The organism is Kribbella sindirgiensis (assembly GCF_004331435.1).
Taxonomy (GTDB): Bacteria; Actinomycetota; Actinomycetes; order Propionibacteriales; family Kribbellaceae; genus Kribbella; species Kribbella sindirgiensis.
Window position 1 is genome coordinate 152849 of record NZ_SJKA01000004.1, and the last position, 21242, is coordinate 174090.

A 21242-nucleotide genomic window follows, 5' to 3' on the forward strand; every position below is an offset into this window, starting at 1 on the left:
CCATTTCCTGTTCCCAGTTCGGTCCAGGGCTGATTGGCGGAACATTTCTGCCAACAGGCTGGGGGATTTGTCAGGTGATGGCGGCTGCGCTGGCTTCCTGTAGGGCGGCGGAGGCGGGCGGGCGGGGGCGGGTGGTGCGTTTCTCGACCGACTTGCGGGTGGCCTCCTCGGGGGTCAGTGGTACGACGCGTTGTACGAAGACTCCCGGTAGGTGGATCGCGTCGGGCGCGAGTTCGCCGACCTCGACGACCTGCTCGGCCTCGACGATCGTCAGTCGGCCGGCCATCGCGGCGACGGGGTTGAAGTTCCGGGCGGCCGCGTGGAACACGCAGTTGCCTGCCCGGTCGGCGACCGCGGCGCGGACCAGCGCGACATCGGTGACGATCGCCTCCTCGAGCACCATGTCCCGGCCCTGGATCGTGCGGACCTCCTTGGCCGGCGACGCGACCGCGACCGTGCCGTCCGGCGCGTACCGCCACGGCAGCCCGCCTTCGGAGACCAGCGTGCCGACACCGGTCGGCGTGAAGAACGCCCCGATCCCGGCACCGCCCGCCCGCAGCCGCTCCGCGAGCGTGCCCTGCGGCGTGAGCTCAACCGTCAACTCCCCCGCGAGGTACTGCCGCGCGAACTCCTTGTTCTCCCCCACGTACGACGCGATCACCCGGCTGATCCGCCCGCGTTCGAGCAGCAAACCAAGCCCCGCGCCGTCCACACCGCAGTTGTTCGACACCACAGTCAGATCGCTCGCGCCCTGCTCGAGCAGCGCCCCGATCAGGAACCACGGGATCCCGGACAGCCCGAATCCGCCGACCGCGAGACTCGCACCGTCCGCGATATCGGCAACCGCCGCAGCCGGCGTAGGAACGACCTTGTCGAGACTCACGAGCCGTCCTCGTTCCGGTTGCTGATCGCGCCCTTCATCGGACGGCCTCGAAGATCGCGGCGATGCCCTGGCCGCCGGCCCTCGGCTTGCGCGGCTACGGCCCGCTGGTGCGAGCGCAGCGCGAACTCGTCCTGCTCCGCGCGTGTGATGCCGTACTCCCGGCGTACGTTCTCGGCGGTCTCGAGCATGCCGCCCGGCGCCGGGTGATACTTCCCGCCGGCGGTCTCGCGAGCGCGGACGAGACGGTCGTTCAGCTCCACGTTGCCGCGGACGCCGGTGCGCAGGCCGAGGGCGTAGTGCTCGACCTGCGACATCGATTCGGTGCCTCCGGCAACCACCACACGGGCGGCGCCGGTGGCGACCATGCCCGCGGCGTACAGCACGGCCTGCAGACCCGAGCCGCAGCGACGGTCCACCTGGACACCCGGTACGCCGACGCCGAGGCCGGCGTCCAGAGCGGCGATCCGGCCGACCGCGGGCGCTTCGCCGTTCGGGTAGCACTGGCCGAGCACGACATCGTCGACATCACCTTCGCCCAGACCGGTCCGGCGTACCAGCTCGGTGAGAGCGACGGCGGCGAGGTCGGCCGCGGACAGTGCGGACAGCGCGCCGCCGAACCGGCCCACCGGGGTACGGATCGGTTCGCAGATCACCACATCGCTCATGCCCTCGACGGTACGTCGCCACGAACGATATGGAGAAATACTCATTTACGCTCGATCGAGACTCTGCCAATATCAATCGTGTGGAGCTCCGTCACCTGCGGTACTTCGTCGCCGTCGCCGAGGAACGGCACTTCGGTCGCGCCGCAGCCCGCCTGCACATGGCCCAGCCACCGTTGTCGCAGCAGATCCGTCAGCTGGAGCGCGAGCTGGGCCTGCAGTTGCTGCGCCGTACGACGCGACGTGTGGAGCTCACGCCCGCGGGCGAGTCGTACCTGGTGCGGGCGCGGCAGATCATCGCGGCGGTCTCGTCCGCGGCAGGTGAGGCGCAGCGGGTCGCGGCCGGGCTGCAGGGGCGGTTGGCGATCGGGTGCGTCGGCTCGGCGACGTACAGCCTGCTGCCGCAGCTGGTCCGGACGTTGCGGGAGGAGCTTCCGGACGTCGAGGTCGCCGTGCAGGGTGAGATGCTCGCACCCGACCAGGCACAGGCGCTCGCGGACGGGCGGATCGATCTCGGGCTGCTGCGGCCGCCGGTCGAGGACGAGTCGCTGCGGGTGGAAGTACTGCGGGCCGATCCGCTGATCGTCGCCGTACCCGACGGGCATCGGCTGGCCGGAAGGCGCCGGGTGCGACTGGGGGAGCTGGCCGACGAGGACTTCGTGGTCCACGCGGGCGCCGGGCGGTCGGTCATGCACGACACCGTGCTCGCGCGCTGCCGGGAGGCCGGGTTCGAGCCGCGGGTACGGCATGAGGTGGCGGAGACGTCGACGTTGGTGACGTTCGTCGCGGCAGGGCTCGGGATCGCGATCGTGCCGGCGCCCGTCGCCGAGCTGCTGATTCCGGGCGTCTCCTACCGCGCGCTCACCGGGTCCGCGACCGTCGAACTGGCGGCCGCCACGCGAGCGGACGACGAAGCGCCGCACCTGGAGCGCGCACTGGCCGTCGTCAAAGGGTTGATTCAGTAGAAGCTCGAAGCGTGATGACGACCTCGTTGCGGTGCAGGGTCAGGGAGCCGCCGGCGGCTTCGGCGCAGCGGCGGGCGATGTCCAGACCCAGACCGGTGGAGCCGCGATCGCTGCGGCCGCGCTCGCCGGCGCCCAGCGGGATGCCAGGACCGTTGTCGGCGACAACTATCCGGACGACGCCGTCCGCGCGGGTCAGGGTGATGCGCGCGGGCGTTCCGTCGGGGGTGTGCGCGACTACGTTCTCCACCAGGGCGTCCAGCGCCGCGCCGAGGTCCTCGCCGGAGGAGCGCACCGTCGCGGGCGCGTTCGGCAGGTCCAGTGCGAGCTCGCGGCCCTGGTCCTCGAACAGCGGTTCCCAGAACGCGGCCCGCTGACGCGTCACCTCGACCGCGTCCGAATGCGGGACACGACCCTCGCGCTGCGGCCGGCGGGCCGCGCTGATCACCGCGGTCAGTGTCCGTTCGAGCGTGTTGACCTGGGTGTTCAGCTCGTCGGCGCTCTCCCGGTCCGGGAGCGCCTCGACCTGCAGGCGCAGCGCGGTCAACGGCGTCCGCAGGCGGTGCGACAGGTCCGCGACGGCCTCGCGTTCGACCGCAATCACCTCGTCGATCCGGTCCGCAAGCCCGTTCAGCGCAGAGCCGACCTTCGCGACCTCGGTCGGTCCGGTCGTCGGGGCGCGGGCGTCCATGTCGCCGCGGGCAAGGCGTTCCGCCGTACTCGCGGTCTCCTCCAACGGGCGCGCGAGGCGCCGGGACACCAGTTCGGCGCCGGCGATGCTGAGCAGCAGGACGAGCAGACTTCCACCGATGAGGACCAGGATCCTTGGGACCACACCGTCGTACAGCTCGTCGCTGGTCAGATACAGGCAGACGGAGGCCACGCCGTTCGGCGTACCGACACCGACGTCCACCGCGAGACCGCCGCCGACGTCGCGGTAGTCGGCGTCGCCGATCTTCGGCGGGCCCTTGTCGTCACGGTCGCCGTCGCCGTACCCGGCCGGCACGTTCTTCGGCGTGGGCACCCCACCGGGCGGCGGGTCGCCGAGCGTCGTACCGTCCGGCATCCGCACCGAGATCCGGCCCGGATGATCGCTCAGGCCTTCGAGGTACGCCGTGATGTCGTCGTTCGTGTGGTCCTTGTCGCCGACGTAGTACGCGACGCTCTCCGCCAGGTACCGCGCCTTGTCCTTGGACTCGTTGGCCGTCGTACTGCGCAGCAGAATCACCAGCGGTACGGCGAACGCAAGCACGACCAGCGTGGTCATGCCCACCGAGAGCAGCAGGATCCGGCGGCGCATGCTCAGCCGTCCCCGTCGGGCACTGAGAGCTTGATCCCGACACCGCGCACGCTGTGCAGGAACCGCGGCGCCGCGGCCGTCTCGCCGAGCTTCCGGCGCAACCACGACAGGTGGACGTCGACGGTCCGGTCACCGCCGCCCCACGGCAGCCCCCAGACCTCGGCCAGCAGTTCCCGCTTCGTCACCACGGCTCCGGGCCGGCGCGACAACGCCAGCAGCAGGTCGAACTCCTTGCGGGTCAGGTCGACCGGCGCACCGTCCACGGTCACCTCCCGGCTCCGCGGATCGATCCGCAACCCGCCGACCTCGACCGTCGACTCCTCGTGCGGGTCCTGCCCGAGCCGCCGCAGTACGGCGCGAATCCGGGCATCCATCTGCGCCGCGCTGAACGGTTTGATCACGTAGTCGTCCGCGCCCGCGTCCAGCAGCCGTACGACGCTCGCGTCGTCGTCCCGCGCCGTCGCCACGATCACCGGTACGTCACTGACCGCCCGCACCATCGCGAGCACGTCGCGCCCGTCCAGGTCCGGCAGCCCGAGATCGAGCAACAGCACCTCCGGCCGCTCCCGCGCGACCGCCGCGACCCCGTCGGCGCCGGCCGCGACCGCCGAGACCACGTGCCCGGCCGCCGTCAGGGACTTCCCCAACGACGTCCGAATCGCATCGTCGTCCTCGACCAGTAGCACCCGCGCCATGCCCCGAGCGTATCCGCCGGCGCGTTATCGGATCCTCAAGCTGGTGTTAAGGGCGGACGTCCACCACTCACCAACCTCGCGCCCACACAGTCGGCCACGCTGGGCGGGCCTGGTTCACGGGGTGTCGGAGGGGGTTTCTGAGTGCTGGAGATCCGGCGGTGGCTTCAGCCCGGTGCTCCGGAGCTCGAGAGTCGCCAACGCCCTGACGACCTCGACGTCGCCGTCGCGCCAGGCGGCGACCGGGTCGGCGGAGATCTTCGCGAGTTTGTGCATCGGCTGGTTCGCCATCGCCCGCAGCGCGAACAGGTCCAGATCCGCCGCGTCGTCGATGAACCGCTGCGCCGCCGTCGCCCGGCGCGCGAACCGGATCCGCCGCGGCACCCAGATCAGTACGGCGAACAGCACCGGCACCCCGATCGTCACGGCCGCCAGCACGTACGCCAACTGCTCCACCGCCTGCGCCTGGTCCCGTCCCGCCTGCGCCAGCTTCCCCGCCGCCCCGGCCGCCCCGTCGATCGGCGCCCGCAGCTGATCCCCGACCGCCGGCACCTTCCCGATCGGCTCGGACATCCGCCGCAGATCCCCCGCCAGTCCGTCCCCCGCCTCAGCCGCCTTCCGCCCCGGCGCCCCGAGCGCATCGGTCACCTTGTAGACCAGCAGACCGAGCTCCACACACGCCCACACCCACGCCGCCAGCACCAGATCACCGACAACCTGCCCGAACCGCTGAACCGGTACGTCGGCGTAGAGCTTCAAGAGGCCCGCCCTGGCTAGAGGTTGCTGCGGAGGTTCCAGAGGAGAGGGTAGTAGCGGAGGTCGAGACGGCTGCGGAGGTAGTTGGCGCCGGACGAACCTCCGGTGCCCGGCTTGGTGCCGATCATGCGCTCGACCATGACCACGTGCCGCGCGCGCCACGCCGCGGCGAGTTCGTCGTGCTGGACGAGGGCCTCGGCGAGTTCCCAGATAGCAGCGTAGTGCGAGCGGTCGCCGGCGACCTTGCGGAGCGCGTCGCGGATGGCGTCCTCGGAGTCGGTGTCGAAGCCGGACTTCCCCAGTACGTCGAGGTACGCGTCCCAGAGCGTCGGCTCCTCCAGGCGGCGGCGCAGGCGGTCCTTCTCGATCTCGGTCAGCCCGCGGAACCGGCGTACGAAGGACGGATCCTTCGCGCCGGACAGGAACTCGATCTCCCGGAACTGCACGGACTGGAACCCGGATGCGGGCGACAGCCGGTGCCGGAACTCACCGAAGTCCTGCGGGGTCATCGTCTCGAGGATGTCCACCTGCTGCGTCAGCACGCGCTCGATCGTGTGCACCCGCCGCAGCAGGTGCTCGGCCAGCCAGTGCTCGCCGGCGAGCATCGCGTCCCGGGACGCGGTCAGCTCGTGCAGAACCTGCTTGAACCACAGCTCGTACACCTGATGGATCGTGATGAACAGCAGCTCGTCGTGCGCCGGCGGATCGGACTCCAGCCGCTGCTGGTCGAGCAGCTCGGCCAGTCGCAGGTAGCTGCCGTACGTGAGCCGACCGCCCTCCTCACCGAAATGTACGTCGACCCCGCCCCACTGCCCCGCAACCCCGTCACCAGTGCTCATGACACGGAGACTAACCGACCATTTCGTGACCGGTCAGTGATTCGTTCGTTGGTTCTTCCGTACGCCGAGTTGAGGAGTTGCATGTCCGCCACGGTCGAGACGCCGATCGTTCCCGGTCCGGTTCAGGGGCCGACGCGTGAAGAGCCGCTGATCGAGGCCCTGCTGCTCGACGACTACCGGTCGCTCGTCCACCTCGCTTATCTGATCCTCCCGCCTGCGATCAGCCGGGCGAGGCGGGTGGCGGCCGCGCACGCCGTCGTCCAGCGGGCGCTCCCGCCGGGTCTTCCGCTCCCGAGCGCCCTCGCCCTCCCGTCGAGCCTGACCGTGCCGCCGGATGTCAGGGTTCCGGCCACCAGGCACCGGGAGTTCCTGCGCCGCCGGGTCGTCGACGAGGCGACTCGGCAGGCGGGGCGCCGGTCGGTCCTCGCGCGCCTCGGCAGCGCCCTCGCACCGGCCGACGAGCTCGGCTTCGACCCGTGCACCCTCCGCCCCGACCGGACCGCGATCGCCCGCCGCCGCGCCCGCGGCCGCCACTTCGCGATCGCGGTCACCCTGGTCGTCACCGCCACGATCATCACCGGCCTCCTCACGCTCTAGCCCGCATCACGTCTTGACGTAGTGTCGCCACCCACCTACCTTCGGTCACACCGCTTCTTCCTACCGCCCCAGGGAGATCTGTGATGTACGTTGGAATCGTTTCCAGCCTGTCCCTGCTGATCGCTCCCCTCGGCGCACCACCGCCCGCGCCGGCTGAGACCCCCTCGGTGAACATGTCGGCCCAGGCAACGATCTGCAACAAGTACTGCGACGCCCGCGACCCGGCCCTCGCGCCCACCGACCGCGCCCCGGTCTCCACAACGCTCTTCGGCCGCACGATCACCCTGCACTTCGACGACGACGACGCGATGGGCTGGGCCTCGATCGAGAACGGCAACCCCGGCGACGAGGTCTGGCTGGACCGCTCGATGGACGGCGGCCGCACCTGGTCCGGCGGCAGCCGCCTGGGCAACACCGCGATCCCGGCCGGCCAACGCGGGTGGCGGACGCAGATGTACAACGTCGACGACTGGAACAACCTCGGCGTCGGAGCACTCCGCGCGTGCGGCAAGGCCGGCGATCGCGCCGACATCGCCTGTACGCCGTGGGCCCGTACGACGTGGAACGCCTGGGACCGTCGTACGGCGGCCGCGACCGCGTTGATGCAGGACTACAACCTGACCAGCGGACTGTTCGACACCACCGGCTGGTGGAACTCCGCGAACGCGCTGAACGCGCTGATCGACAACGCCCGGGTCAGCGGGATGCAGAGTTACCGGTACGCGATCGGCAAGACGTACGACCTGAACCTGACCAGGTTCGAGGGCCAGTTCCGCAACGACTACATCGACGACACCGGGTGGTGGGGACTCGCGTGGGTCGCGGCGTACGACCTCACCGGGGAGGCCCGCTACCTGCAGACGGCCCGGGCGGACGCCGATCACATGGCGGCGTACTGGGACAGCACGTGCGGCGGCGGCGTGTGGTGGAGCGAGGCGAAAACGTACAAGAACGCGATCTCGAACTCGCTCTACATCCAGCTGAACGCGCAGTTGCACAGCCGGATCAGCGGCGACACGACGTACCTGCAACGCGCACAGGCCGGTTGGACGTGGTTCCAGCAGACCGGGATGATCAACGGCTCGCATCTGGTGAACGACGGGATCGACCTGTCCACCTGCAAGAACAACGGCGACACCGCGTGGACGTACAACCAGGGCGTGCTGATCGGCGCACTCACCGAGTTGTCCAAGGCAACGAACAACACGGCGTACCTGACGTCGGCCCGCCAACTCGCCGACGCGTCGACCACCGCGTCGTCGCTGCACACCGCCGACGGCATCCTGCGTGAGCCGTGCGAGAACGGCGACTGCGGCGGCGACGGCCCGTCGTTCAAGGGCGCGCATGTCCGCGGCCTCGGCAAGCTGAACGCGGCGCTGTCCGACCACCCGTACACGTCGTACCTGCAGCGCCAGGCCGACCGCGCCTTCGCGGCCGACCGGACGCCGATGGACCAGTACGGTCTGCGCTGGTACGGCCCGGTCGACAAACTCGACGCCGCCCGCCAGCACTCCGCGCTGGATCTGCTCAACGCGGTCTGAAATGCAGGTTCGGTCCAAGGTCTGTCCACAGGGGATCCAGGCGAGGTCCAGACCGGTCTGAAGGCGGCTGAAAGGGTCCGTTTCCGGTGTCAGGGTGAAGTGACGGGGTCGCACAGGACCCGACAACCCTGGGGGTGAGCCGGTGGCGGATCCGATTGTCGACGAGTTACGCAGACTGGCCGGGCCGGAGCTGTATCGGCGGAACGCCTTTCTGATCAGCGGTCTGCGCGCGGACGCGGACGCACGCACCACTCGGCAGGTCGCGCAGCGGTTGCGCGCGGCGCTCGAGGTGGGTGCCGACATCGACCTCGGTACGGCGACTTCTCGCGACCCGCACGAGGTCCAGGCCGCCTGTGACCTGATCCTCGGCGACCCGCGCCGCCGGCTGGTCCACGAGATGTTCGCGCCCTGGGGCGACGACGTCTCCCGCTGCGGCTGCGAATCCCTCATGCACCGTATGCACGACTCCGCGGTCGCGGCGCACAGTGCGACGATCAGCCAGGAACAGGACGGTGGACGGCCCGACGAGGAGTGGAAGGCGGTCTGGCAGATCTGGTCCCTGTTCCTCGCCGACGCCACCTCCCACCTCGAGTCACGGGTGCGGGAGCTGGACGACCGGCAGCTCGACCGCGCGGCCGTGGCCACGATCGAGACAGAGCTTCCACGGACTCTGGTGCAGCCGCTCGTCGATCTCGCCGTCACCGGTCCGGTCAGCCGCGCCGGCACACTGGTCGACATCGCCGGGAGATTCCCGAACGCGGAGCGCCTGCACCGACGGTTGCTCGAGGCCGCGGCCGCTCCGCTGTACGAGGACCTGGAGGAACGCCGTACCCAGGTGGCCCGGCGGATCGGCGAGGAAGCGGTCGACCCGCTCGTCGCCGAGATCGAACGCGACCTGCTGCCGCAGCTGAGACGACTCGACGCCCTGCTGCCGGCGAAGGACAACCACCGGACTTCGGCGCTGCACGACCAGCTCGCGATCCTGCTCAACAACTGCGCCGTCGAGCTGATGAACCGTGGCGACGCCGGCGACGGCCGCGCCGAACGCTGGCTGGACCGCGCGGCGAAACTGGTGATCGACCAGCGCGACCGGGATCTGATCACCGAGAACCGTGAGGCGCTGCTCGAGAACCAGCGGGCGATGCGGGAGTTCCGCGAGCAGGTCGAGTACCTGTTCCGGATGCGCGGGAAGTACGCCGCCCAACGGCTGCTCCGGCAAGCGCGGGCGCAGACCAGCTCGCCGTCGGTCCGCGCCGAGATCGACCAGATGCTCGCCGAGATCTCGGCCGGCACGTTCAACTCGTTCTACTCCCCTTCACCACAGACAACGAGACCGGCCAGACCGCCGCGGAAACCCGTGTCCACGAAGCGCCGTCGCCGTCGCCGGCTGGTGGCCTGGCTGCTCGTCCTCGCACTGATCGGTCTGGGCGTGTGGCACTGGTGGCCGCAGAAGATCAGCATCGCCCACGACAAGATCTCCGACAACGCACCGGCCGGGACCTGTCTGGACGAGCAACCGGCCGGCCCGCAGACAGGTCTCCGCGGCAGTGACTGCGACTCGCCGCACTGGGGCGAGATCATCGGGTACGTCGCAATCACCAAGGTGCCCGCGACGTACCCGGGCGACGACCAGGCGAACGCGCTCGGCCAGTTCCTGTGCGGCGAGAAGATGGTCCAGCAGCGTCTGAACGACGACGTGTACGACGTGACCACGCTCCACGCGCCCGCACAACGCTGGAACAACGGCAGAAACGCCAGCAAGTACGAGAACTACGCGGCCTGTGTGGTCCATCGGCAGGACGGTCTCGACCTCTACAGCGGCGTGACACCGGTCGCCGAGCTGAAGGATCCGAAGCCGGTCGCGATGGACCTGCAGGCCGAGAAGGTCGCCGACAACGCGCCGGTCGGCACGTGTGTCCGGGACCGGATCAACGGCCAGGTGACCGACGGAGCACTCATCGACCAGGTCATGATCGTCCGCTGCACCGAGTGGCACTGGGGGCAGATCTTCGGCTACCCGACGCTCTACGAAGCCGGCCAGTCCTTCCCCGGCGACAGCGAGGTCAACGACCTGTCCCGGAGAGCCTGCGCGGCCAGGATTCCCAGCCTGCCGGGTTTCGCGACCTGGGTCGGGCCGCCGGACTATCCGTCGTGGAAGGACCTGAAACAGGTCAAGTACGCCATCTGCGTGGTACACCGCGCCGACAACAAGCCGTTCAAGGGAGCAGCGAAATGACCTGGGCCTGGTTCCGCCAATGGCGGCAGCACAAGGCGTTCCGGATCGCGGCGCCGAGCTGGTCCGGTTCGGCGTACGACGAGCTGGAACGCTCCCTCGCCGAGCTCGGGCAGACCGCGGCGCAACCCGCCGAGGACGCGGACGACGACGCGCTCGCCGAGGCCGCGACCAATCTGTGGCGGGCTCGCCGCAAGCTTGCCCAGGGCAACGACGGTCAGGGGAAGCAGGCCGCGCGGTACCTGCGGACCTGCGCCGGTGCGCTGGCGTCCGCGGGGCTCACCGTTCAGGACCATGACGGGGAGCCGTTCCACGCCGGCCGTTCGGTCGACGTGCTGCTCTACTCCGACGATCCCGAGGTGACGGTGGAGACCGTCGCCGAGACCGTGCGGCCCGCCGTGTACCACCACGACCGGCGGATCCAGACCGCGCAGGTGATCGTCGCCGTACCCACCGGCTCGAAGAACAGTGAGGAAAGCCATGCGTGACACCATCGACATCGGGATCGATCTCGGCACCACCAACAGCGCGATCGCCCTGGCCGAGGGCGACACGGTCACGGTGATCAAGAACAACGAGAGCCAGGACACCACGCCGTCAGCGGTCTGGATGCCGCGCGCGGGCGAGGTCCGGGTCGGCCTGAAGGCCCGCGGCCGGGTCGAGTCGGATCCGGAGAACACCGCGTCCGAGTTCAAGCTGGAGATGGGTCTGGCGGATGTGGCCCGGAAATTCGTCCGGGCCGGCGTCCAGCTCACGCCGCCGCAACTGTCGGCCGAAGTCCTGAAATCCTTGCGCAGCGACGCGACCCGGTTCCTGAACGACGCTCCGACCGCGGCCGTCATCACGGTCCCGGCAGCGTTCGCGCTGAACCAGAACAAGGCGACCGTCGAGGCGGCCACCTTGGCCGGGTTCGTTCCGGGTTCGCCGCTGCTGCAGGAGCCGACCGCGGCCGCGTTCGCGTACGGGCTGCAGGACACCAGCGACCGGGCGTACTGGATGGTGTTCGACTTCGGGGGCGGCACGTTCGACGCCGCGGTGGTGAACAAGCGCGACGGCGAACTGCGGGTGCTGCACCACGCGGGAGACCCGTACCTGGGCGGCAAGCTGATCGACTGGGCGCTGGTCGAGCGCGTGCTCGCGCCGGCGGCCGCATCGGAGTTCGGGCTGTCCGACTTCCGCCGCGACAACCCGCGGCACGCCCGCAACTTCGCCCGGCTGAAGGCGGCCGCCGAGGAAGCGAAGATCGCGCTGTCCGGGATCGAGTCGACGTCCGTCCTGGTCGAACTCGACACCCCGGGCGGCGACAGCGAGACGTTCGACTTCACGCTCTCCCGCGGCGCCCTCGACCACGTCGCCGAGCCGTACTACGTGCGCGCGATCAACCTCTGCCGCGAGGCGATGCGGGAGAACGGCCTGTCCGCGGACGCGATCGACAAGCTGCTGCTGGTCGGCGGCGTCACGCTCTCACCCGGTCTGCGCGAACGGCTCGCCGACCCGGTCGCCGGGATCGGCATCGAACTCGAGACCCGGCTGGACCCGTCGACCGTGGTCGCGCGCGGCGCGGCCCTGTTCGCGAGCACGATCCGGCATCCCGCACCGCTGGCCGCGGCCCCGGCGGCGGGAGAGTTCGCGGTCGAGCTCTCGTACGAACCGGCCGTCACGACGACCACGACCACCGTGGCGGGGCGGCTGCGCGCCGGGCGGGACCTGGATTGGACCGGGTACTCCGTCGTCCTCGCGAACCCCGAAGGCCGGCCGCCGTTCCGGACCGCCAACATCGCGCTGAACCGGGTCGGCGCGTTCGCGACCGAGGTCGACGTGGACGAGCGCCGGACGTCGCGGTTCACCGTCGAGCTGATCGACCCGGCCGGCGCGCCGCAGAAGGTGGTGCCGAACACGTTGTCGATCACGCACCGGACCGAGACGTTCGGCGGGGCGCGGCTGGCGCATTCGCTCGGCATCCAACTGGCCGACAAGACGTTCTCGCCGCTGCTCCGCAAGGGCGCCGGCGTGCCGACGACGGAAACGGGGAGGTTCCGCACGTCGTACACCCTGCTCCGGCGCGACGACGAGGCGATGATCCAGATCCCTGTCGTCCAAGGGGAACGGGTCCGCGCGAACCGGAACCGGCCGGTCGGGATGCTGACGATCAAACCGGTCGACCTGCGGATGGATCTGCCGGTCGGGACCGAGGTCGAGGTCACGTTCGAGGTGGACGCGTCGAACCTGGTCACGGTGGTCGCCGACGTACCGCTGATCGGGGCCCAGTTCGAGGCGGAGATCGACCTCGGGTCGGTGCGAACGCCGTCGGCCGACGTACTGACGCAGCAACTGGCCGAGGCCGAGGACCGGTACGACGTGTTGCGGCAGTCGGCGGATCTGCCGGATGTGGACGAGCGGTTGCGGCGGCTCGAGGCGGAGGGCACGTTGCCGACCGTTCGGGAGCAGGTACGGGCGTCTGCGACGGATGCTGGTGCGGCGGCGACGGCCGAGGATCGGCTGCGCGACTTCCAGGCCGAGCTCGACGACATCGACGATCTGGCCGCGCTGCCGCGTCGTACTCGGCAGCTGCTCGATCTGCTCGCGGAGGCGGGCGAGCTGGTTCAGCAGTCGGGTGCGGTGCGGGACGAGCAGGAGCTGACCGCGCTGCGGGAGGCGGCGCAGCAGGCGATCGACGACCGCGATCTCAAGGCGATGGACGCGGCGACGGAGCGGACCGAGATCTTCATGGCGCGGTTGTACCGGCGGCAGCCGGGGTGGTACGAGGCGGTGTACTGGGAGGTTGTGCGGTCGCCCGGGATGTTGCCGCCGACCGCTGAGTCCGATCGGTTGGTGGCGGAGGGTCGGGATGCGATCAACCGGCGCGACCAGCGGGCGGTGGAACACGTTGTGCAGCAGATGATCCGGATGCTTCCCCGTGATGAGCGGGAGATCATCATCGGACTCACCCAATGAGTGCCGTCCGCCAGCAGGTAGCCCTCGCCCGAGCTGCCGAACTGGCCCGCCAGGGCGACCTCTCCGGTGCCGCCACTTTGCTCACCGACCTCGACGATCCGTCAGTCGAGGTACTCGATCTGCTGGCCCGAATCCGAGCCCAGCAAAGGAGATGGGCCGAAGCCGACACCCTATGGGCAGAGGTGGAGAAGGCCGGAGCAGGTGGGGGGTTGGTGGCGGGGGCTGCTGCGGGGCGGCGGGTGGTTGCGGGGATTCGGGGGCGTCGGCGGGCTTCGCGGCCTGTGTTGCCGGGGGTTTTGGCTGTGGTGCTGGTGGGTGCGGTGGTTGGTGGTGGTGTGGTGGTGTTGGGGGGTCGTGGGGATGCGCCTGTGGTGCAGGCGACTCCGGTGCACACAACGCCGACTCCTACGCCAACTGTCGACTCCGGCGCCGAGGAGCGGGCTGCTGAGTTGGCTCGACGTCTGGCAGCGCTGGAGGCGCAGCGTCGCGCCGAAGCAGCTGCAACCGCAGCCAAGCTGAATGCGATCGCACAACGCGTTGCCGGCGCAGGCGTGCTCGTGCACCGCGAGAAGAACGCCGTACGCGTCGTCTTCACAGAAGGTGTGTTCGCCACCGGCACCGACCTGAGCCCAGCCGGCGAGCGCGCCCTGGCAGCACTCGGCGAACGACTCCCCGGGCTGCAGGCAACAATCACCGTGACCGGCTACTCGGTCGTCGTACCGGGCGGAACCAACTCCGGCGGTTCCCGCACCGCACTCCTCCGAGCCCGCGTCGCGACCCAGGAGCTCAGCACCGCGTCGGGTCTCCCGTTGACCGCGTTCACGATGCAGTCCGGCGACCAGGCGCACCCGCCGTACCGCACCGACGCCCAGAACCGCACCGTCACGGTCACGTTGACGCCAGCGGCCACCCGCTAGATGCCATGATGACGGGCATGGAGCTGAAGATGTCGGCGTCGTACGACGCCACCCCCGAGGAAGTGTTCGCGATCGTGACGGACACGGCCTTCCGCGAGCAGGCCTGCGAGAAGACCAAGGCACTGTCGTACGACGTCACGGTGAGCACGTCAGGGACCGACACGGTCGTCCGGGTCTCCCGCCAGATGGAGTCCACCGACATCCCCGACATGGCGCGCAAGTTCGTCGGCGACACCCTGACCGTCGTCCAGACCGAGACCTGGCACGCCGCCGCGGCCGACGGTTCGCGGACCGCGGACGTGTCCGGCGAGATCACGAACACTCCGGTCACTCTGAAGGGCACCGCCCGGATCGCCCAGGACGGCGCTCAGACCGTCCAGGCCATCGACCTGGACATCAAGGTCGCCGTACCGCTGATCGGCAAGAAGCTGGAGCCCTTCGTCGTCGATGCCATCCGCTCCGGCCTGCAGAAGGAACACGACCTGGGCCACGACTGGAGCGGCAAGTAACCCGTGTCGTTGCGCTGAGCGGGTCGCCTCCGGTGGCAGTCTGAGAAGAAGTGTTGCACCGGAGGTGACCCGTTTGATGCGAAGTTCCCTGCGCAAGAAACACGATCGGCCGCCGTCGACCGACGCGGCCCAGTACTGCGCGTTCTGCGCCACCGTCATGCCCTTCGAACGCATCGAGCCGTCGGACTACCTGGTGGACGAGCCTGACGAGTGGATCTGCGTGAAGTGCGGCTCCGCACTCCTGGTGGACCCACCCACCCAGCAACTCCACCGATCCGCCTGACTCCTACGGCTGGTGCGCGGCGTCGGCGGTGGCGAGGTTCGCGCGCATGGTTTCGCGTACGTCGGGGGGCCAGGGGCCGGTGTTGGTGAGTGGGAGTTCGGTCATGAAGCGGCGTTCGGGCTCGGGGATGGTAGTCACCACGAGCTGCGGGTCGTCGACGACTGCCGCGTAGAGCCTCGGGCCGTCGGCGCCGAAGAGATCCGCGGCGACCAGCCGGCCGTCCGCGTTGCGCATGATGTTGTCCGGGTTGTCGTCCAGCTTCGGCCCGAACCACGGCACCTCGCGGCGCCCCCGCTCGTGTACCCGCCGTACGACGTCAGCGAGCTCGGCGACCTCCGGTTCCCGCGCCGCCAGCGCCCGGTGGAACCTGGCCGCTTCGTCCGCGTCGACCGGTTCGAGCCATTCCATGATCTGCAGGTCCCCGCCGCCCACCAGCCGCCGATGCGCGAACAGCCGCGGAACCTGACGGGTGTACGCCGCCTCGCGGTACAACGCCACCGTGTACGGCGCTGCCGGATCGAACGGACTGATCCGCGCCGCCGCACGACCGTCCGGAGACCGCAACGCGATCGCCCAGTCCCCCGCCCCGCAAGGAGTCCACCCGGCCTCCCGCAGTACACGCTCCACCTCCCGGTGATCTCCCCCGACCGTCCCCGCGTAGGTGCTGAGCTCGTTGGACGTCACGGTGGCGAGGATATGCAGCTGTGCGTGTGCACCGCCTCCGAATATGGCTACAGCGGCGGGCCGAACGCGCAGATCACCCGGGTGGCGTGCGTGGGGTTCAGCGCGTTGGCGACCAGTTGGGCAACGGTCGGGTCGAAGGCGAGGCCGACATGACCGACCGGGTCCAGCGGGCAGGTGTCCTGGACGTACTCGTTGCGCACGCCGGGCTCGCGGATGAACGAGGTCTCGTGCGGCGTCACCAAGGCGTCGAAGCGGGAAGCGATCACCGTGTACTTCACGCCCGGCTGCGCGATCGGGCCCGCGGTCAGCTTCTCGACGGCCGCTCCGCCGACGATGAGTTCGTCGCAGGCCGGGCAGCCGAACTGCCGCAGGACCTGGTCGACGAGCGGGCCCAGGCCGAGATAGTCACCCACGCTGACGAGCCCGCCGAACGTCGTACCGTGCGTCGGCGGGGCCAGTGCGATCACCTTGCCCACCTGATCGGCGTACCCGAGGACCTTCGGTCCGTAGATGGACTGGAATCCGCCCTCGGAATGCCCGACGATGTCGACCTTCGCCGCGCCGGTCGCCGTGCGGACGCGCTGGACGAAGGACGCGATCTCCTTGGACGACTGCGCGATCGAGACCGTGCCGCCGACCGGGATCGCCGGCGTCGCCTGGCCGTAGGTGAGGGTGAAGGCGCAGTAGCCCTTCGCGGCCAGGAACGGGCCGAGGTACGAGTAGTTGCCGGGACCGTTGCCGCCGAGGCCGTGCAGCAGGACGAGCGGGTTCGGATGCGCGGCGGACGGTTTGCACGTCCAGTCGTCGAACCCCGAGGTCGTGGCAGCGGAGGCCGGGGCCGCGGTGAGAGCTCCGGTGAGGAGGACGGCGGCGAGCAGAACCGCGGCGGTTCGGCGGAGGCGGTGGCGCATGACATACTCCCCGTGAATGTGTCGATGAGTGATCACTGGATCACGGGTAGTGGAGCACGTCGGCAGGTTATAAACAAGAGCTCGTATTCATAACAAGATCAGTCGGTTACGAATCCGCCACTCGGGGTAGTGTCCTGCGCATGGGTCGCACGATACGGGGACTGGACGCCGGGCAGCGCCGGGCCGAACGCCGCGAGCAGTTGCTGGACGCGGCACTCAAGTTGTTCGCCGACAACGGATACCTCGGTACGTCCATCGAGCAGATCTGCAGTACGGCGTACATCGGGACGAAGAGTTTCTACGAGCTGTTCACCAGCCGTGAGGAGTGCTATCTGGCGCTGCTCCGGCGGACGTCCGAACGCCTCGAGGCGCTGATGGAAGGCGCCGCCGCGCAGGCGACCGGGAACGAGCGGCAGGAGGCTCCGCGGCTGCTCGCGATCTTCGTGCACGCGCTGGTCGACGATCCGCGGATCACCAAGGTCACCTTCGGGATGGCGTCCGGCATCTCCGAGTCGGTCGAACGGCAGCGCCGCATCAACCGGCGCTGGGCGGCCGGCTTCCTCGTCCAGCTCTGGGACCGGTACGACGGACCGCAGCCCGACGAGCAGCGCACGGCCCGGCACAGCGTCGCGATCGGGCTGATCGGCGGCATGTTCGACCTGGTCTCCGACTGGCTGCTGGACGCGGACCTCAGCGCCCCGCCGCAGGTCGAGGCGCTGATCGACGACCTGACCACCTTCTACATCACGGTACGGCGGGGCCTCGCGACCTGACCTCAGTCGAACACGAGCGTGCGCAGGGCGACGTGCCCTTCCTCGTCGATGACGTAATGCGCGTGGCCTTCGTCGTCGACCGCGATGCCCTCGACCCGGCGGACATCGCCGAAGTGGTGGACCAGCTTGCTCCCGACCACCCCGCCGGACTCGGACGGCAGCTCGAAGCGGATGTGCTCGGAGTCCGCGCGGGCACCTTCCGGGTGGTCCGCGAGGACCGTCGCCGACTTACCCGACGCGTCGAGATCCCCCACCACGGCGTCGAACACATCGCCGCCCCGCGTATCGAGAGCTCGCAGCCCCGCCGGTGCCTCCACACTGCCGGCATCGCCAAGAACCCAGACGTTGCCGCAGCGCGGTAGGGCGTCCCGATCGTCGAACAGCTCACCGACGTTCTCGAGCTCCACCAGCAGCGGATGCCCGTCAGCCGTCACCGGGTACCGCAACCCCAGCAAAAGGTTGCCGTTGGCACGGAACTCGGCGGCCTCGACGTTGATCGGATGATCGGCCGGACGCACCGTACCGTCCCAGCTCTTGGCCTTGAGCTGTCCACGAGCGATCGTCGACTCGACGTACGCCTGCCGTCCGAGCTCCCCGACCGGGAGCAGTTCGACGTCCGCGAGCGCGTCGTTCACCGCCCGATGCAGACCGAACCGGAACCGCACGATCTCCAGCGAGACCGGCCCGTCACCAGCGATCGACTGCTCCGCGACCCGCGCGATCCAGGACCGCTTGGCCGACAGCGGCCCGGCCTTCTTCCCGAACTGCGAACCGAGCAGGTACACGTAGCCGTCGCGGGCGGCGCAGGCCTCGGCGTCCTCGGTCTTGCCCGCGCTCAGGCCTCCGTCGGCGTGGATCCGCCGAGCCGACCAGCCCTCGTCCAGTGCCGCTCCGGCGGCGTGCACGAGCAACGCGAGCGCGTCCTCCGCGGTCGTCTCGTCCAGGACGGTGACGAACGCCCTGTCCCAGCCGTGCCGCGCCAGCACGTCAGGCGTGAAGACGCGGCACAGGTCGGAGGCTTCGTTCGGTTCGAGGTGCAGATCGGTCGCATGCATACCGGTGAAACGAGGACGCTGACCGCAGTACTCCCACCACGGCCCGATTCCCGGGAAAACCCTGACTCAGCCCTGGTGCGGGGTGCTGGTTGTCCGCCGGCGGGGGCGCATGTCCTCAACGCAGCTCGGCAAGTGCCGCCGCTCCCCAGTTCACGCACAGAGTCTCCCCAAACCGGTTTGGGGAGACTTTCCACCAGGACCGGGGAGCGCTACTGCCCGAATCGGGAGGGTAGAACTCCCCACACGCCCCCTACCCCCGGTTACAGCTGACCGGCGCGGCACCTGCTCCGGACCTATGTCGCGAACCGCCCGCGCCGGAACGCTAGATAGTCGTCTGCTTCTTGTTTCTCAACCCTGATGCGGGTAGCGGTAGTCGGTCGGCGGCGCGAAGGTCTCCTTCATCGACCGCGGCGAGGCCCACCGGATCAGGTTCCACATCGAACCGGCCTTGTCGTTGGTACCGGACGCCCGCGCGCCACCGAACGGCTGCTGCCCGACCACCGCACCGGTCGGCTTGTCGTTCACATAGAAGTTCCCGGCCGCGAACCGCAGGTACTCCGCCGCCTCCGCCACCGCATGCCGGTCCTGCGCGATGACAGCGCCGGTCAGCCCGTACGGCGCCGAGTGCTCCATGCCCTGCATCACGCGCGCGTAGTCCGCGTCGTCGTACACATGCACGCCGAGGATCGGCCCGAAGTACTCGGTCGTGAAGATCTCGTCGGTCGGGTCGTCGGAGACCAGCAGCGTCGGGCGGACGAAGTACCCCTCGCTGTCGTCGTACGTGCCACCGGCGACAACGTCGATCGAGTCCGTCGCCCGGGCCCGGTCCAGCGCCACCTTGTGCTTGGCGAACGCACGGTCGTCGATCACCGCACCGATGAAGTTCGACAGGTCGGTCACGTCACCCATGGTCAGCGACTCGGTCTCCGCGACGATGTCGTCCTTGATCAGGTTCCACACCGAGCGCGGGACATAGGAACGCGACGCCGCCGAGCACTTCTGCCCCTGGTACTCGAACGCGCCCCGCACCATCGCGGTCTTCAGCACCGCCGGGTCCGCGGACGGGTGCGCCAGGATGAAGTCCTTGCCGCCGGTCTCGCCGACCAGCCGCGGGTAGGTCTTGTACGACGCGATGTTCGCGCCGACCGTGCCCCACAGCGACTGGAACGTCTTCGTGGAGCCGGTGAAGTGGATACCGGCCAGGTCCGGGTGGGTCAGCGCCGCTTTGCTGACGTCGATGCCGTCACCGGTGACCAGGTTGATCACACCGGCCGGCAGGCCGGCGGCCTCGAACAGCCGCATCGTCCAGTGCGCCGCGAACTGCTGCGTAGGCGACGGCTTCCACACGACGGTGTTGCCCATCAGCGCCGGCGCGGTCGGCAGGTTGCCGGCGATCGCGGTGAAGTTGAACGGCGTGATCGCGTAGACGAAGCCCTCGAGCGGCCGGTAGTCGACCCGGTTCCACACGCCCGGTGACGAGATCGGCTGGTCGCTGACGATCTGCCGCGCGAACGCCACGTTGAACCGGAGGAAGTCGATCAGCTCGCAGGCGGCGTCGATCTCGGCCTGCTGCACGGTCTTGGACTGGCCCAGCATGGTGGCCGCGTTCAGGGTGTCGCGCCACGGGCCGGCCAGCAGGTCGGCGGCCTTCAGGAAGATCGCCGCGCGGTCGTCGAAGGACAGCGAACGCCACGACGGAGCCGCCGCCAGCGCCGCCTCCACCGCCGCCCGGCCGTCGGCCTCGGTCGCGTTCCCCAGCGTGCCCAGCACATGCGCGTGCTTGTGCGGCTGCACCACCTCGATCGGCGCACCGCCACCCACCCGCTGCTCGCCACCGATCGTGCAGGTCAGATCGATCGCTCCCGCCGCGCTGAACTCCTTGAGCTTCGCCTCCAGGCTCGCACGCTCCCCGGAACCAGGCGCATACCCCTTGACGGGTTCGTTGGCAGGCGTCGGAACAGCGGTAACCGCATCCATGGTGCAAGCTCCTCTACTGGGTGGGGGCCGGTGTGGGTGGGCGGCCTGCCCGTTGATGACACAAGCATGGTGCCATGACTCACCACGGGAAACGAACCTGACCACAGAACCGACCACAAGACCTACTGGTCCGGTCGGGAAGTACCCACTCCACGTCGCACCATGTGCAGCATCCGTCGCACCCTGGCCGGCTCCGCGGCAGCCATTCCGGCGGCGATCTGCAGCAGGTCCATCGGGTCGACGTCCGCCCTCAGCACCCCCGCCCGCTGAGCCCGGTCGACGAGCCGCCCGACCGTCTCGGACATCGCCGCATGCCACTGTTCGTGCAGGCCGGACCGCCGCGCCGACGGCTCGAGACTACGAGCCAGATCGCCCTTCTCGGTCACATGGCGGACGAACGCCTCCAACCAGTCGAACAGTCCGTCGAGCGGGTCGCCCGTCTCGGGGACCTCGCACAGCTCCGCGACTTCCTCGGCGTACACCGCGACGATCAGGTCGTCGCGGGTCGGGAAGTGCCGGTACAGCGTCGCGTTGCCGATCTGGGCACGGCGCGCGATCTCGTCCAGCGGCGCGTGCGTGCCGACCTCGGCGAACACCGTCCGCGCGGTGCCGATCAGCTGGTCGCGGTTCCGCCGGGCGTCGGCCCGGAGGGGCTTAAGTGGGGACATCCTCGGTTACACTAGCACTAATCGGGGACTTCCCCAGTTAGGAGC

21 protein-coding genes are annotated in these 21242 nt (G+C 69.5%); 10 read left to right on the forward strand and 11 right to left on the reverse strand.

Translation table 11 applies throughout. The features are described 5' to 3' along the window. Positions 1-70: 70 nt before the first annotated feature. A complete protein-coding gene (locus tag E0H50_RS12560) occupies positions 71-883 on the reverse strand; it encodes a CoA transferase subunit A (RefSeq protein ID WP_131287348.1) in 813 nt (270 codons plus the stop codon). Continuing rightward, complete coding sequence (locus E0H50_RS12565) at positions 880-1548, reverse strand: thiolase family protein (RefSeq protein ID WP_131287350.1); 669 nt, start codon at positions 1546-1548, stop codon at positions 880-882. Before E0H50_RS12565 ends, E0H50_RS12560 begins: the two co-directional genes overlap by 4 nt. An 80-nt stretch (positions 1549-1628) precedes the next feature. Here E0H50_RS12565 and E0H50_RS12570 point away from each other — a divergent pair, with 80 nt between their 5' ends. Next, entirely contained in the window at positions 1629-2510 is an 882-nt protein-coding gene (locus E0H50_RS12570) for a LysR family transcriptional regulator (protein ID WP_131287352.1), read from the forward strand. Here the strand turns inward: E0H50_RS12570 and E0H50_RS12575 are convergent. The 4 genes from E0H50_RS12575 to E0H50_RS12590 all read right to left on the reverse strand — a co-directional run bounded on the left by E0H50_RS12575 (position 2491) and on the right by E0H50_RS12590 (position 6094). Next, entirely contained in the window at positions 2491-3807 is a 1317-nt protein-coding gene (locus tag E0H50_RS12575) for a sensor histidine kinase (RefSeq protein ID WP_131287354.1), read from the reverse strand. The genes E0H50_RS12570 and E0H50_RS12575 overlap by 20 nt on opposite strands. Before the next feature lie 2 nt (positions 3808-3809). Further along, positions 3810-4502, reverse strand: coding sequence for a response regulator transcription factor (locus tag E0H50_RS12580; protein WP_131287356.1), 693 nt, complete (start codon positions 4500-4502; stop codon positions 3810-3812). A gap of 114 nt (positions 4503-4616) precedes the next feature. Next, positions 4617-5258, reverse strand: coding sequence for a hypothetical protein (locus E0H50_RS12585; protein WP_131287358.1), 642 nt, complete (start codon positions 5256-5258; stop codon positions 4617-4619). A gap of 14 nt (positions 5259-5272) precedes the next feature. After that, positions 5273-6094, reverse strand: a complete 822-nt coding sequence (locus E0H50_RS12590; protein ID WP_131287360.1) for a tryptophan 2,3-dioxygenase — start codon at positions 6092-6094, stop codon at positions 5273-5275. A gap of 81 nt (positions 6095-6175) precedes the next feature. On the opposite strand from E0H50_RS12590, the gene E0H50_RS12595 reads away from it, so the two are divergent. The 8 genes from E0H50_RS12595 (at position 6176) to E0H50_RS12630 (ending at position 15129) form a co-directional block, all read left to right on the forward strand. Next, positions 6176-6691: a hypothetical protein gene (locus E0H50_RS12595; RefSeq protein ID WP_131287362.1), complete on the forward strand. Its 516-nt coding sequence runs from the start codon at positions 6176-6178 to the stop codon at positions 6689-6691. A gap of 83 nt (positions 6692-6774) precedes the next feature. Continuing rightward, positions 6775-8232 carry a glycoside hydrolase family 76 protein gene (locus E0H50_RS12600; RefSeq protein ID WP_131287364.1) on the forward strand — a complete coding sequence of 486 codons (1458 nt, stop codon included), beginning with the start codon at positions 6775-6777 and terminating at the stop codon, positions 8230-8232. A 142-nt stretch (positions 8233-8374) separates the two neighbouring features. Next, positions 8375-10468: a hypothetical protein gene (locus E0H50_RS12605; protein WP_131287366.1), complete on the forward strand. Its 2094-nt coding sequence runs from the start codon at positions 8375-8377 to the stop codon at positions 10466-10468. Next, positions 10465-10953 (forward strand): nucleotide exchange factor GrpE, encoded by a 489-nt coding sequence (locus tag E0H50_RS12610; protein WP_131287367.1) that lies wholly within the window; start codon positions 10465-10467, stop codon positions 10951-10953. The genes E0H50_RS12605 and E0H50_RS12610 overlap by 4 nt, the downstream gene beginning before the upstream one ends. Beyond that, entirely contained in the window at positions 10946-13420 is a 2475-nt protein-coding gene (locus tag E0H50_RS12615) for an Hsp70 family protein (RefSeq protein WP_131287369.1), read from the forward strand. The genes E0H50_RS12610 and E0H50_RS12615 overlap by 8 nt, the downstream gene beginning before the upstream one ends. Before the next feature lie 368 nt (positions 13421-13788). After that, positions 13789-14337 carry a hypothetical protein gene (locus E0H50_RS12620; RefSeq protein WP_165547086.1) on the forward strand — a complete coding sequence of 183 codons (549 nt, stop codon included), beginning with the start codon at positions 13789-13791 and terminating at the stop codon, positions 14335-14337. Between the two features lie 17 nt (positions 14338-14354). Continuing rightward, positions 14355-14846: a DUF2505 domain-containing protein gene (locus E0H50_RS12625; protein ID WP_131287373.1), complete on the forward strand. Its 492-nt coding sequence runs from the start codon at positions 14355-14357 to the stop codon at positions 14844-14846. Between the two features lie 76 nt (positions 14847-14922). Continuing rightward, positions 14923-15129: a hypothetical protein gene (locus tag E0H50_RS12630; protein ID WP_131287374.1), complete on the forward strand. Its 207-nt coding sequence runs from the start codon at positions 14923-14925 to the stop codon at positions 15127-15129. Between the two features lie 3 nt (positions 15130-15132). Here E0H50_RS12630 and E0H50_RS12635 read toward each other — a convergent pair whose 3' ends face one another. Both E0H50_RS12635 and E0H50_RS12640 read right to left on the reverse strand, forming a co-directional pair. Beyond that, positions 15133-15813, reverse strand: a complete 681-nt coding sequence (locus tag E0H50_RS12635; RefSeq protein WP_131287376.1) for a hypothetical protein — start codon at positions 15811-15813, stop codon at positions 15133-15135. Between the two features lie 47 nt (positions 15814-15860). Further along, positions 15861-16724, reverse strand: coding sequence for an alpha/beta fold hydrolase (locus E0H50_RS12640; protein WP_131287378.1), 864 nt, complete (start codon positions 16722-16724; stop codon positions 15861-15863). Between the two features lie 140 nt (positions 16725-16864). Here E0H50_RS12640 and E0H50_RS12645 point away from each other — a divergent pair, with 140 nt between their 5' ends. Continuing rightward, positions 16865-17497: a TetR/AcrR family transcriptional regulator gene (locus E0H50_RS12645; protein ID WP_131287380.1), complete on the forward strand. Its 633-nt coding sequence runs from the start codon at positions 16865-16867 to the stop codon at positions 17495-17497. 2 nt (positions 17498-17499) lie between these two features. On the opposite strand, the gene E0H50_RS12650 is transcribed toward E0H50_RS12645, so the two are convergent. The 3 genes from E0H50_RS12650 to E0H50_RS12660 form a co-directional block, all read right to left on the reverse strand. Continuing rightward, positions 17500-18552 carry a hypothetical protein gene (locus E0H50_RS12650; RefSeq protein ID WP_131287382.1) on the reverse strand — a complete coding sequence of 351 codons (1053 nt, stop codon included), beginning with the start codon at positions 18550-18552 and terminating at the stop codon, positions 17500-17502. Positions 18553-18900: 348 nt separating this feature from the next. Then, the gene (gene pruA / locus E0H50_RS12655) at positions 18901-20529 is read right to left on the reverse strand and encodes an L-glutamate gamma-semialdehyde dehydrogenase (RefSeq protein WP_131287384.1); all 1629 of its coding nucleotides are present in this window, start codon (positions 20527-20529) and stop codon (positions 18901-18903) included. Positions 20530-20651: 122 nt separating this feature from the next. Beyond that, the gene (locus E0H50_RS12660; protein ID WP_131287386.1) at positions 20652-21197 is read right to left on the reverse strand and encodes a TetR/AcrR family transcriptional regulator; all 546 of its coding nucleotides are present in this window, start codon (positions 21195-21197) and stop codon (positions 20652-20654) included. Positions 21198-21242 lie beyond the last annotated feature (45 nt).